The 12,386-nt window shown below is 66.4% G+C and carries 10 protein-coding genes; 6 read left to right on the top strand and 4 right to left on the bottom strand.

Features of this window, described 5'->3' with window-relative positions; translation table 11 throughout:
• Nucleotides 1–14: 14 nt before the first annotated feature.
• Nucleotides 15–737, top strand: a complete 723-nt coding sequence (ompR, locus tag QZ609_RS18635) for a two-component system response regulator OmpR (protein WP_004627064.1) — start codon at nt 15–17, stop codon at nt 735–737.
• Nucleotides 738–770: 33 nt separating this feature from the next.
• Nucleotides 771–2,132: an ATP-binding protein gene (locus QZ609_RS18630; protein WP_295497895.1), complete on the top strand. Its 1,362-nt coding sequence runs from the start codon at nt 771–773 to the stop codon at nt 2,130–2,132.
• Between the two features lie 75 nt (nt 2,133–2,207).
• Here QZ609_RS18630 and ispF read toward each other — a convergent pair whose 3' ends face one another.
• Nucleotides 2,208–2,723 carry a 2-C-methyl-D-erythritol 2,4-cyclodiphosphate synthase gene (gene ispF / locus QZ609_RS18625; protein ID WP_295497893.1) on the bottom strand — a complete coding sequence of 172 codons (516 nt, stop codon included), beginning with the start codon at nt 2,721–2,723 and terminating at the stop codon, nt 2,208–2,210.
• On the bottom strand, nt 2,720–3,481 hold the full coding sequence (ispD, locus tag QZ609_RS18620) for a 2-C-methyl-D-erythritol 4-phosphate cytidylyltransferase (RefSeq protein WP_295497891.1): 762 nt from the start codon (nt 3,479–3,481) through the stop codon (nt 2,720–2,722). Before ispD ends, ispF begins: the two co-directional genes overlap by 4 nt.
• Before the next feature lie 176 nt (nt 3,482–3,657).
• Here ispD and mfd point away from each other — a divergent pair, with 176 nt between their 5' ends.
• The 4 genes from mfd to QZ609_RS18600 all read left to right on the top strand — a co-directional run bounded on the left by mfd (nt 3,658) and on the right by QZ609_RS18600 (nt 10,400).
• Nucleotides 3,658–7,101, top strand: coding sequence for a transcription-repair coupling factor (gene mfd, locus QZ609_RS18615; RefSeq protein ID WP_295497889.1), 3,444 nt, complete (start codon nt 3,658–3,660; stop codon nt 7,099–7,101).
• Nucleotides 7,102–7,138: 37 nt separating this feature from the next.
• Nucleotides 7,139–8,332, top strand: a complete 1,194-nt coding sequence (gene argE / locus QZ609_RS18610) for an acetylornithine deacetylase (RefSeq protein WP_295497886.1) — start codon at nt 7,139–7,141, stop codon at nt 8,330–8,332.
• Between the two features lie 119 nt (nt 8,333–8,451).
• Nucleotides 8,452–9,309: a phosphoserine phosphatase SerB gene (gene serB, locus QZ609_RS18605; protein WP_295497884.1), complete on the top strand. Its 858-nt coding sequence runs from the start codon at nt 8,452–8,454 to the stop codon at nt 9,307–9,309.
• A 29-nt stretch (nt 9,310–9,338) separates the two neighbouring features.
• Nucleotides 9,339–10,400 (top strand): PDDEXK nuclease domain-containing protein, encoded by a 1,062-nt coding sequence (locus QZ609_RS18600; RefSeq protein WP_295497882.1) that lies wholly within the window; start codon nt 9,339–9,341, stop codon nt 10,398–10,400.
• 79 nt (nt 10,401–10,479) lie between these two features.
• Here QZ609_RS18600 and QZ609_RS18595 read toward each other — a convergent pair whose 3' ends face one another.
• Both QZ609_RS18595 and QZ609_RS18590 read right to left on the bottom strand, forming a co-directional pair.
• Entirely contained in the window at nt 10,480–11,691 is a 1,212-nt protein-coding gene (locus tag QZ609_RS18595) for a cystathionine beta-lyase (RefSeq protein ID WP_295497880.1), read from the bottom strand.
• A gap of 42 nt (nt 11,692–11,733) precedes the next feature.
• Nucleotides 11,734–12,386, bottom strand: a 653-nt coding sequence (locus QZ609_RS18590; protein ID WP_295497878.1) for a hypothetical protein, incomplete at its 5' end; no start/stop codon positions are given.

Here is a 12,386-nt window from a genome sequence, read left to right as displayed (position 1 = left end):
TTACCATTAGCGCCATGGAAAATTCCGGTCAAAAGATTCTCGTCGTCGACGACGATCCCCGCCTGCGCGATCTGCTGCGCCGTTATCTCGGGGAACAGGGGTTCACCGTGCTGGTGGCGGAAAACGCCACGGCCATGAACAAGCTCTGGCTGCGCGAGCGCTTCGACCTGCTGGTGCTCGACCTGATGATGCCGGGCGAAGATGGCCTGTCGATCTGCCGCCGCCTGCGCGGCGCCAACGACCAGACACCGATCATCATGCTCACCGCCAAGGGTGAGGACGTCGACCGCATCGTCGGCCTGGAAATGGGCGCCGACGATTATCTGCCAAAACCATTCAACCCGCGCGAGCTGATCGCCCGCATCCACGCCGTGCTGCGCCGTCGTGGCCCGGCCGAGATTCCCGGCGCGCCGTCGGAAACGCCCGAAACCTTCGCCTTTGGCGATTTCGTGCTGAACCTGGCCACGCGCACGCTCAAGAAGAACGACGAAGAAATCACGCTCACCACGGGCGAATTCTCCGTGCTCAAGGTGTTCGCGCGCCATCCGCGCCAACCGCTGTCGCGCGAGAAGCTGATGGAAATGGCACGCGGCCGCGAATACGAAGTCTTCGACCGCAGCCTGGACGTGCAGATCTCGCGCCTGCGCAAGCTGATCGAACCCGACGCCAGCAACCCGCGCTTCATCCAGACGGTCTGGGGCCTGGGCTACGTGTTCATCCCGGATGGCGCCAAATAAGGCGCCAAGTCACCCTCCTCTTTCGCATTCGACTTGCACATTCCGCGTTCGGCCGCGCTGCGGCGCCTGCTGATCAGTGTGTTCGGTTCGCTGTTCTGGCGGACCTTCATGCTGATCGCTTTGCTGATCGCGATCTCGCTGGGGGCGTGGTTCCAGAGCTTCCGCATTTTCGAGCGCGAGCCGCGCGCGCAGCAGATCGCCATGCAGATCGTCAGCGTGGTCAAGCTCACGCGGGCGGCGCTGCTGTATTCCGATCCGAACCGGCGACGCTTCCTGCTGCTGGACCTGGTGCAGAACGAGGGCATCAAGGTCTATCCGCGCGAGAAGGAAGACGAATTCCGCGAGCCGCATACCAACCCCTACCTCACCCAACTGGTCCAGCAGGAGATCCGCAACCGCCTGGGCACGGAGACGGTGATCGCCACGGCGGTCAACGACATCCCCGGTGTGTGGGTCAGCTTCCAGATCGAGGGCGACGACTACTGGGTGGCCATCAGCCCGGACCGCTTCGAGCATGTGCCGGGGCTACAGTGGCTGTGGTGGTCGATCGCGGCGCTGGTGCTGTCGGTGCTGGGCGCGGCGTTCATCACCTCGCGCGTGAACCAGCCGCTCAAGCGCCTGGCCGACACGGCGCGCGCCATCAGCGCGGGTGACGATCCCAAGGCGCTGCCCGAAGCCGGCGGCACCGAAGTGGCGCAGGCGAATCACAGCTTCAATCAGATGGTGCACGACCTCAAGCAGCTGGAGGCCGACCGCGCCGTCATGCTGGCCGGCATTTCGCATGATCTGCGTACGCCACTCACGCGCCTGCGCCTGGAAACCGAGATGAGCCCGGTCGACGAGCAGACCCGCGAGCTGATGGTGGCCGACATCGAGCAGATGGACGCCATCATCGGTCAGTTCCTCGACTACGCACGCCCCACCGGCGAAATGCTGGAAGAGGTCGACCTGACCGAACTCGTGCGCGACACGGCGCCCGTCTACTCCGCCCACGGCGACATCGACCTGACGCTCAAGCTCGTGCCGGAGGCGGTTGCCCGCTGCAACCGCATGGAAACGCAGCGCATTCTCGACAACCTGATCGAAAACGCGCGCCGCTATGGCAAGACCAACGGCACCGGCCGCGCGGACATCACCGTCAGCACCACGCTACAGGGTAACGAAGTCGTCCTGAGCGTGGCGGACCGCGGCGTCGGCGTACCGGCCGATCAGCTCGCCCTGCTGACGCGGCCGTTCTACCGGCTCGAATCCGCCCGCAGCGAAGCCAAGGGCGCCGGCCTCGGCATGTCGATCGTCAATCGCATCCTGCAGCGCAGCGGCGGCCGGCTGGCGCTGGAGAACCGCACCCCGCCCGAGACCGGCCTGGTCGTCAGCGCCTGCTACGCGCGCGGCTGACCGCCGCAGGCACGGAATCGCAAACCTGCGAGCTTGCACCGACAGCACCCCGCCGCGCGTTTGGTGAGCGGCAGCTCAGTCCTGATCGGCGGCTTCCGCGCGGTAGATCAGCACCACCGCCTGCGCGACGATGCCCTCTTCCTTGCCTTCGAAGCCCAACTTCTCGTTGGTCTTGGCCTTGACGTTGCAGCGCCCGGGCGCTATCCCCAGGTCCACCGCCAGATTGGCCACCATGCCCGGCACGTGCGGCGCGAGCTTCGGCTTTTGTGCGATGACGGTGGCGTCGACATTGCCCACCGCAAAGCCCGCCTCACGTACGCGGCGCACGGCCTCGCGCAGCAGCACGCGGCTGTCGGCGCCGGCAAAGGCGGGATCAGTGTCGGGAAAATGCCGGCCGATGTCGCCCAGGCCAGCCGCGCCAAACAGCGCATCGGTGATGGCGTGTAGCAGCGCATCGGCGTCGGAATGGCCGAGCAGGCCGCGCGTGTGCGGAATGTCCACGCCGCCCAGGATCAGCTTGCGGCCTTCCACCAGCGCGTGTACGTCGTAGCCCTGGCCGATACGGAAATTCGGGATGTCCATCCAGTTCATGCTTGCGATGCCTCTTGGTCGTGGTTGGCCTGCGCGAGGATGGCCTCGGCAAGCGCGAAGTCGTCGGGATACGTCACCTTGAAATTGCGCAGCGCGCCAGGGACCAGCAGCGGCTTGTGGCCGGCCGCCTCGATGGCGCTGGCCTCGTCGGTGACGATGCGGTGCTCGCGCAGGGCCTCCGACAAGACACGCTGCAGCAAACCGAGCGGGAACATCTGCGGCGTCTGCGCCTGCCACAGGCCGTCGCGCGGCACGGTGGCGTCGATGTGCTGATCGGCGTCGGCGCGCTTGAGCGTATCGGCCGCCGGCAGCGCCAGGATGCCCCCGATCGACTGCACGCCCTCGGCTTCCACTGCCGCCACCAGCCGGGCGATCAACGCGGGCGTCAGGCCCGGACGCGCGGCGTCGTGCACCAGCACCCAGTCGTCCTCATGCGCACCCAGACCACGCAGCGCAGCCAGGCCGTTGGTGACCGACGCGTGGCGCGAATCGCCGCCGCAATCGACTTCCACCAGCTTGGTGGCGTCGAAGCCAATCCGGGGAAAACGCGCCGTCAACGGCTCCGCGCCGGGTGAAGTGACCACCACCACGCGCTCGATCTCCGGGCTCGCCAGGAACGCCTGCACGGTGTGCCACAGCATCGGCCGGCCGGCGATCAACTGGTATTGCTTGGGCAAGTCGCCCCCTGCGCGGGTGCCGGTGCCGGCAGAGGGGATCAGCGCGAAGCGGCGTCGGCCAGCGGGGGAAGAAACGGGCATGGGAAGCGTCAAAGTGAGCGTGGGCGCGGCTCTCAGAAAGAATTGGCCGCCGGCCAGCACGCGACTGGCGCGGATTTTATAATAGCGGCCGATACGGGAACACCCCGTGGAACACCCCGCCCGCAGAAGCTGGCGGGGTGTCGTGCTTTGTCCAGCAGACTGAATTGCCGATCCCCATGTCCGATTTCTCGCCGCCTTTTACCCTGACTGCCCTGCCCGCCGTCAAACCAGGCCAGCGCTTCGTCTTCAGCGGCCTGCAGGGCGCGGCGGATGCCCTGCTGCTCTCGCGCTACCTGGAACAGCATCGCGCCGCCGTGCCGATGCTGGCGGTGGTGTGCGCCAATGCCGTCGACGCCCAGCGCCTGGCCGACGAGCTGCGCTGGTTCGCCCCGCAGGCGCGCGTGAAGCTGCTGCCGGACTGGGAAACGCTGCCGTACGACAACTTCTCGCCGCACCAGGACTTGATCTCCGAACGGCTGGCGACACTGCACGACCTGCAGAACGGCGCGTGCGACATCCTGCTGGTGCCGGCGTCCACCGCCTTGCAGCGCGTCGGCCCGCCCTCGTTCCTGGCGGCCTACACGTTCTTCTTCAAGAAGGGCGAGAAGCTGGACGAAGCGGCGCTCAAGGCGCAATTCACGCTGGCCGGCTACGAGTATGTCAGCGCCGTGATGCGCCCTGGCGAATACTCCGTGCGCGGCGGCCTGATCGACCTGTTCCCGATGGGCTCGCCGCTGCCGTACCGGCTGGACCTGTTCGGCGACGAGATCGAGACCATCCGCTCGTTCGACCCCGACACGCAGCGCAGCCTGTATCCCGTGAACGAAGTGCGCCTGCTGCCGGGCCGCGAATTCCCGATGGACGAAGCCTCGCGCACCGCCTTCCGCGGCCGCTGGCGTGAGGTGTTCGAGGGCGACCCGACGCGCTCGCCGATCTACAAGGACATCGGCAACGGCGTGCCCTCAGCCGGCATCGAGTACTACCTGCCGCTGTTCTTCGAAGAGACCGCCACGCTGTTTGACTACCTGCCGGGCGCCACGCACTTGGCCTTTGTCGGCGACATCGAAGACGCGGTACGCCGCTTCTGGGCGGACACCACGCAGCGCTACAACTTCATGCGGCACGACCGCGAGCGGCCGTTGCTGCAGCCCTCGGCGCTGTACCTGGACGAAGAGGCCTTTTTCGTGGCCGCCAAGCCGCATGCGCGCCTGGTGTTGCGTGCCGAGCCCGGCGACGCCCCGCTCTCGCTGCCGCTGCCAAACGTTGCGGTCAATCGCCGCGCCGAAGACCCGCTCGTCAATCTCGAAGCGTTCCTGATGCGCGGCAACTGCCGCGTGATGATCTGCGCCGAATCCGCCGGCCGCCGCGAGACGCTCTCGCAGATGCTCGCCGCCAGCGGCCTGCACCCCGAAGGCGTGGCGGACTATGCCGACCTGCTGACCGGCGACGCCAAGTTCGTCCTCGGCGTAGCACCGCTATACCAAGGCTTCATTCTCGGCGACGAGCGCATCGCCTTCATCACCGAGGCCGAGCTGTACGCTCAGACCACGCGCCGCGCCGGCCGCCGCAAGCAGGAGCAGGCCACCGCCGTCGACTCCATGGTGCGCGACCTGGCCGAGCTGAAGATCGGCGATCCGGTGGTGCACAGTGAGCACGGCATCGGCCGCTACCAGGGCCTGGTCTCCATCGACATGGGCAACGGCGAGGAGGAGTTCCTCCACCTCGACTACGACAAGGGCAGCAAGCTCTACGTGCCGGTGCACCAGTTGCACGTGATCTCGCGCTACTCCGGCGCCGATCCGGAAACCGCGCCGCTGCACTCGCTCGGCACCGGCCAGTGGGAGAAGGCCAAGCGCCGCGCGGCCCAACAGATCCGCGACACCGCCGCTGAGCTGCTGAACCTGTACGCACGCCGCGCGCTGCGCCAGGGCTTCGCCTTCCCGCTCACGCCCGACGACTACGCCACCTTTGCCGAGAGCTTCGGCTTCGAGGAAACGCCCGACCAGGCCGCGGCCATTGCCGCCGTCATCGCCGACATGACCTCGGGCAAGCCGATGGACCGCCTGGTCTGCGGCGACGTCGGCTTCGGCAAAACGGAGGTTGCCCTGCGCGCCGCTTTCGTGGCGGTGATGGGCGGCAAGCAGGTTGCCATCCTCGCACCGACCACGCTGCTGGCCGAACAGCACTACCAGACGCTGGTCGATCGCTTTGCCGATTGGCCCGTGCGCATTGCCGAGATCTCGCGCTTCAAGAACAAGAAGGAGATCGACGGCGCCATCGAGGCCATCAACGCCGGCACCATCGACATCGTGATCGGCACGCACAAGCTGCTCTCGCCGGACGTCAAGTTCGACCGGCTGGGGCTCGTCATCATCGACGAGGAGCACCGCTTTGGCGTGCGCCAGAAGGAAACGCTGAAGACGTTGCGCGCCGAGGTGGACGTGCTCACGCTCACCGCCACACCGATCCCGCGCACGCTGGGCATGGCGCTGGAAGGCCTACGCGATTTCTCCGTGATTGCCACGGCGCCGCAGAAGCGGCTGGCCATCAAGACTTTCCTGCGCCGCGAAGAAGACGGCGTGCTGCGCGAGGCCATCCTGCGGGAGTTGAAACGCGGCGGTCAGGTCTACTTCCTGCACAACGAGGTCGAGACCATCGAGAACAAGCGCGCCAAGCTGGAAGAGCTGATCCCCGAGGCGCGCGTGGTGGTGGCGCACGGCCAGATGCACGAGCGGGAGCTGGAACGTGTGATGCGCGACTTCGTGGCCCAGCGCGCCAACATCCTGCTGTGCACGACCATCATCGAGACCGGCATCGACGTGCCGACCGCCAACACGATCCTGATCCACCGTTCCGACAAGTTCGGCTTGGCGCAGCTGCACCAGTTGCGCGGCCGCGTCGGGCGCTCGCACCACCAGGCGTATGCGTATCTGCTGGTGCATGACGTGGATGGCCTGACCAAGCAGGCCCAGCGTCGTCTCGAGGCCATCCAGCAGATGGAAGAACTCGGCGCCGGCTTCTACCTGGCGATGCACGACCTGGAGATCCGCGGCGCCGGCGAGGTGCTGGGCGACAAGCAATCGGGCGAGATCTCCGAGATCGGTTTCCAGCTCTACACCGACATGCTCAACCAGGCGGTGAAGTCGCTCAAGGCCGGCAAGGAGCCCGACCTGATGGCGCCGCTGGCGGCCACCACCGAGATCAACCTCGGCACGCCCGCCCTGCTGCCGCAGGACTATTGCGGCGACGTGCAGGAGCGCCTGTCGCTGTACAAGCGCCTGGCCAACTGCGAAAGCAGCGAGACCATCGACAACATCCAGGAAGAGCTGATCGACCGCTTCGGCAAGCTGCCGCAGCAGGCGCAGTCGCTGATCGAAACACATCGGCTGCGCATCGCCGCGGTGCCGCTGGGCATCCGCAAGATCGACACCGGCGCCAATGCCGTCACGCTGCAGTTCGTGCCGAACCCGCCCATCGACGCCATCAAGATCATCGACCTCGTGCAGAAGAACCGGCAGATCAAGCTGGCCGGCCAGGACCGCCTGCGCATCGAGAACATCCCCGCCGAGACCGCCGCGCTGGCACAGACGATCCGCCACGCCATGCGGCAATTGTCGTGATCGGATAGGATCGAACGTTCACCTTCAGGAAACCATCATGAGCAACGCCCTCACCGGCCTTTCCACGCTCGACTGGACCCGCAAGCTGGTCAGCTTCGACACCACCAGCCGCGGCTCCAACCTCGCCCTGATCGAAACCGTGCGCGAGTACCTGCGCGGCGTCGGCATCGACTCGCAGCTCTCCTACAACGACGAGCGCAACAAGGCCAATCTGTTCGCCACCATTCCGGCGGCGGACGGCAGCGTGCAAGGCGGCATCGTGCTGTCGGGCCATACCGATGTGGTACCGGTCGACGGCCAGAAATGGGACAGCGATCCGTTCACGCCGGAAGTGCGCGACGGCAAGCTGTACGGGCGCGGCACGTGCGACATGAAGGGCTTCATCGCGTCATCGCTGGCGCTGGTGCCGTCGATGCTGCAGGCCAAGCTGCGCGAGCCGGTGCACTTTGCGCTGTCCTACGACGAGGAAGTCGGCTGTGTGGGCGCGCCGCGCATGATCGAAGACCTGATCGCACGCGGCATCAAGCCTGCCGGCTGCATCGTCGGCGAGCCGACGTCCATGCGCCCGATCGTCGCCCACAAGGGCATCAACGCCTACCGCTGCCGCGTGCACGGCCGCGCCGCGCATTCGTCGCTGACGCCGCAGGGCGTGAACGCCATCGAATACGCCGCGCGCATCATCTGCTTCGTGCGTGACCTGGCCGATGAATTCCGCGCCAAGGGGCCGTTCGACGAGGCGTTCGATGTGCCGTTCACGACGGCGTCCACTGGCCTCATCAATGGCGGCATCGCTCTCAATACGATCCCCGCGCTGTGCGAGGTCGTGTTCGAGTTCCGCAACCTGCCGGGCATGGATGCGCCGGCCATCCGCGCGCGCGTGGAGCGCTATGTGCGCGAAACGATCGAGCCCGCGATGCAGCGCGAGCACCCGGATGCCCGCATCGAGCTGGCCGAGATCGCCGCCGCGCCGTCACTGGATGCCTCCGAGCAGGCCGCCATCACGCAGCTCGTGCGTGTGCTGACCGAGGACAACGACCAGCGCAAGGTCGCTTACGGCACCGAGGCCGGCCTGTTCCAGCGCGCCGGCATTCCGGCCGTGCTGTGCGGCCCGGGCAACATCGAGCAAGCGCACAAGGCCAACGAATACGTGGAGCTGGCCCAGCTCGACGCCTGCGACCGCTTCCTCGCCAAGGTCGTGCGCAGCCTGATGGTGGAGACCGCCTCCGCCTGAGCCGTCCAGCGCACTCGCCTCACCTTTCGGTGGGGCGCATTCCGAGGGGAGCGTTCGCTACAATAGCGCGCTTCCCCGGCGCCGAATCGCCCGTTCCCGACCCCCCCACCCGTCCTCCCATGCCTGTCGTCCTGCAAAGCCTGTCGCCGCTGTCCTCCGGCGAGATCGAGTCCGTCCGCAGCCTGTTCGGCAGCGCCGCCTTCGAGATGCGTGCGCCCAACGTCGCCGCCATCGAGTGGGTGCACGAGCTGCCCAGCGAGCTGCGCATCCAGCTCGACGCCATCTGCGCCAACCTGAAGCTGGACTACGCGTGGATCCCCGACGAGTGGACCTTCGGCGACTTCCGCGTGCTGGCGATGGACATGGACTCCACGCTCATCACCATCGAGTGCATCGACGAGATTGCCGACTTCTGCGGGCTCAAGCCGCAGGTGGCGGCCATCACCGAGGCGTCGATGCGCGGGGAGATCAAGGATTTCAACGAGAGCCTGACGCGCCGTGTCGAGCTGCTCAAGGGGCTGGATGCGAGCGTGCTGGAGCGCGTCTATGCCGAGCGCCTGCAGCTGTCGCTGGGCGCCGAGAAGATGCTGAAAGCCGTGCAGGCCATGGGCATCCGCACGCTGCTGGTGTCGGGCGGCTTCGAGTTCTTCACCTCGCGCCTGCAGGAGCGCCTGGGGCTGGACCGCACGCGCGCGAATACGCTGGAGATCGTCGACGGCAAGCTGACCGGCCGCGTGCTCGGCGAGATCGTCAATGCGGATGTGAAGGCGCAGACGCTCAAGGCGTTCTGCCAGGACCTGGGCGTGACGCCGCAAGAGGCCATCGCCATGGGCGACGGCTCGAATGACCTGAAGATGATGGGCGTGGCGGGCCTGTCGGTGGCGTTCCGCGCCAAGCCCATCGTGCAGGCGCAGGCCGACGTGGCGTTCAATGTTGTTGGCCTGGATGGGTTGTTGAACCTTTTCCCGCAGCAGTAGGCGGCCCCGACGAGAAGGACGGCAAGGCGATGGCGGCACGTCAACCTGCTCGCAAGAAACTCGCACCAGCGGTGCGAGAAACGGTCCAAGTACACGACTACGCAGCCTTGTTGACCGAGGTGAAGGCGCGCATTGTGGCTGCGCAGTACGCAGCAATGCGTGCGGTCAACAAAGAACTGATCGGCCTGTACTGGGACATCGGGCAGTCGATCGTGGCACGGCAGCAAGCTGAGGGATGGGGCAAGGCCGTGGTACAGAAGCTTGCCACGGATCTGCAGGCGAGCTTTCCCGGCACCGGAGGGTTTTCGGCGTCCAACCTGTGGCGGATGAAGAGTTTCTTCGAAACCTACAGCGGCACCACAAAACTCGCACCGCTGGTGCGAGAAGTCGGCTGGAGCCACAACCTCATCATTCTCGAACGCTGCAAGGACACCCAGGAGCGCGAGTTCTACCTGCGCATGACCCGCAAGTTCGGCTGGTCGAAAAACGTACTTGCGCACCAGATCGACAACCAGAGCTACGAAAAGTCGCTCCTGGGCCAGACCAATTTCGACAAGGCGCTGACCCCGGCCCTGCGCGCACAGGCCAAGCTGGCGGTCAAAGATGAATACGCCTTCGACTTTCTCGAACTGGGCGACCAGCACAGCGAACGGGAACTGGAGCGCGCGCTGATCACCCGCATTGAAGATTTCCTGCGCGCGATGGGCGGCATGTTTGCCTTTCTGGGCAGCCAGTACCGGCTGGAGGTGGATGGCGACGAGTATTTCATCGATCTGCTGCTGTTCCACCGGCGCTTGCGCTCGCTGGTGGCCATCGAACTGAAGATCGGCAAATTCGAGCCGGAGTTCATCGGCAAGATGCAGTTCTACCTTGCCGCGCTGGACGCACAGGTCCGCCAGGAGGACGAAAACCCCTCGATCGGCATCATCCTGTGCAAGGAAGAAAAGCGCACCATCGTCGAGTACGCCTTGCGCGATGCAAGAAAGCCGATCGGCGTGGCGACCTACGCCATCACGAAGAGCCTGCCGAAGGAGTTGCAGGGTCAGTTGCCTTCGCCCGAAGCCATTTCGCGCCTGCTAGAAACGTTGTAACGACGACCAGCCATATGCAAAACGGGGCGCAATATGTGCGCCCCGCCTTGTCAGTCCGTGCCCGGGAAGACAGGCAAGGTCAAGCCCGCAGGTGCCCCTCCATCGCCTGCTTCAGGTCGGCGATCAGGTCACGCGGGTCTTCCAAGCCGATATACAGGCGCACGAAGCCGCCCGCACTCTCCCAGCCAGCCGGCGGCCAGGCAGTGGCCGTACGCATCGACGCGATGTTGTATGGCAGCGCCAGGCTGTTCGCCCCACCCCACGAAAACCCGATCGCGAAGTAGCGCAGAGCCTCGATGAAGGCGTCGATCTGCGCATGCGAGTAGCGCTGATGCAGCACGATCGAGAACAGGCCGCTGGCGCCGGTGAAATCGCGCTTCCAATTCTCGTGGCCGGGGCAGTCGGGCAGCGCCGGGTGCAGTACGCGCACGACTTCCGGCCGATCGGCCAGCCATTCGGCCACTTCGCGCGCGTGCGCGTCGTGCGCGGCCAGGCGCGTCGGCAGGCTCGGCAGGCCTCGCAACACGAAATAGCAGTCGTCGGCGGACACGCCCCAGCCCATGCGCATGCGCGTGGCCAGCAGCTTGTGATGCAGCGCTTCGTCGTTGGTGATGGCGGCGCCCATCAGCACGTCGCTACCGCCGGACTGATACTTGGTCAGCGCCTGCACGGAGATGTCGATCCCGTGTTCGAACGGCTGGTAGTAGACGCCGCCGCTCCAGGTGTTGTCGATGGCGGTGATGGCGCCGTGCGCGCGCGCCACCTGGGCGATGGCCGTGCAGTCAGGCACCTCCATCGTCACCGAGCCGGGCGCTTCCAGCCACACCAGCTTGGTGTTGTGGCGCATCAGGTCGGCGATGCCCGCGCCGATCATCGGATCGTAGTAGCGCACGGTGATGCCGAACTGGCGGGCCATCCATTCGCCGTGGTCGCGGTTCGGGCCGTAGGCGTTGTCGGGCACCAGCACGTCGTCGCCGGACTTGATGAGCGTGAAGTACACCAGCGAAATTGCGGCCAGCCCCGAGGGCAGCAGCAGCGCGTGCGAGCCGCCCTCGATCTGCGCCAGCGCCTGGCACAGCGTGTCGGAGGTCGGCGTGGCATGCAGGCCGTAGCGCCAGTGCACCACGCTGCCACTGCCGAAGGCGCGCATGTCGGCGAGGTTCTTGAAAACCACGGTCGAAGCGCGATGCGTGGCGTGCGAGAACGCGGCAAAGCCGTGCGGGACGTTCAGGTCCGGATGCACGGCTTGCGTGGCGGGAAACATGGGCGGGAGCTTGGTGTCGTCGGTCACAGGAGGTTCCTGGCGAGTAGCGTATGAGTGACTTTCGGCAGCTTACCAGCGCGCGCCCGATCGCGCGGGATTGACGGGCGGCAGCACCGGTGCGGGTGCGATCTGGCCCGGTGCTGCGGGCACAAGCGGCGTGGCCGGCACGACGGCATTGCTGTTGGCGGCAGCATCGTACGGCGGGATCACGACCACTGCCACCGGGCGCAGCACGAACGGCTGCGTATGGCCGTCGTGGGCGACGTCGGTCCAGGTGCCATGCACGGCGCCGCGCGCATCGATGGCGCCCTCCCAGGTGCCGGTGACGTGCGTGCCGTCGTCGGACTCCTCCATCAGGAAGCCGCCATTCTCGTATTCGCCCGTGACCACGCGCACGCCGGGGCCCTTGCCGGCGACGTATTCGCCGTGGACGCTGTCGATCTCGCCGGGCTTGCGGCCAAGACGCATGCGGATCGGCAGGTCGCCAATCACGCCGGTGTAGACGGGATATTTTGCGTAGTCAGGCTGGGGCTGCAGCACGCGGGGCGGCTCGGTCTGCGCGGAGAACCCGTTGCCGGCCTGGGCGGCCCGACGCTTGTCGCCATCGGCGACGGCGCGGTTCAGGCCGAGATCGGCCGGCGGCGCGCTCACGGCGCCGGTCGATACGTCGTAGCCGTTGTTGGCGGCCGGCGTCTGGGCAGACACCGGCGCCACGCCTGCGG

Source organism: uncultured Ralstonia sp., from assembly GCA_913056305.1.
Classification (GTDB): domain Bacteria; phylum Pseudomonadota; class Gammaproteobacteria; order Burkholderiales; family Burkholderiaceae; genus Ralstonia.
This window is presented reverse-complemented; position numbering and strand designations above follow the sequence as displayed.

Coding starts and splice junctions, on each gene's coding strand:
- ompR (WP_004627064.1), top strand. CDS start 15: ATGGAAAATTCCGGTCAAAAGATTCTCGTCGTCGACGACGATCCCCGC.
- ispF (WP_295497893.1), bottom strand. CDS start 2,723: ATGAACTGGATGGACATCCCGAATTTCCGTATCGGCCAGGGCTACGAC.
- ispD (WP_295497891.1), bottom strand. CDS start 3,481: ATGCCCGTTTCTTCCCCCGCTGGCCGACGCCGCTTCGCGCTGATCCCC.
- mfd (WP_295497889.1), top strand. CDS start 3,658: ATGTCCGATTTCTCGCCGCCTTTTACCCTGACTGCCCTGCCCGCCGTC.
- argE (WP_295497886.1), top strand. CDS start 7,139: ATGAGCAACGCCCTCACCGGCCTTTCCACGCTCGACTGGACCCGCAAG.
- serB (WP_295497884.1), top strand. CDS start 8,452: ATGCCTGTCGTCCTGCAAAGCCTGTCGCCGCTGTCCTCCGGCGAGATC.
- QZ609_RS18600 (WP_295497882.1), top strand. CDS start 9,339: ATGGCGGCACGTCAACCTGCTCGCAAGAAACTCGCACCAGCGGTGCGA.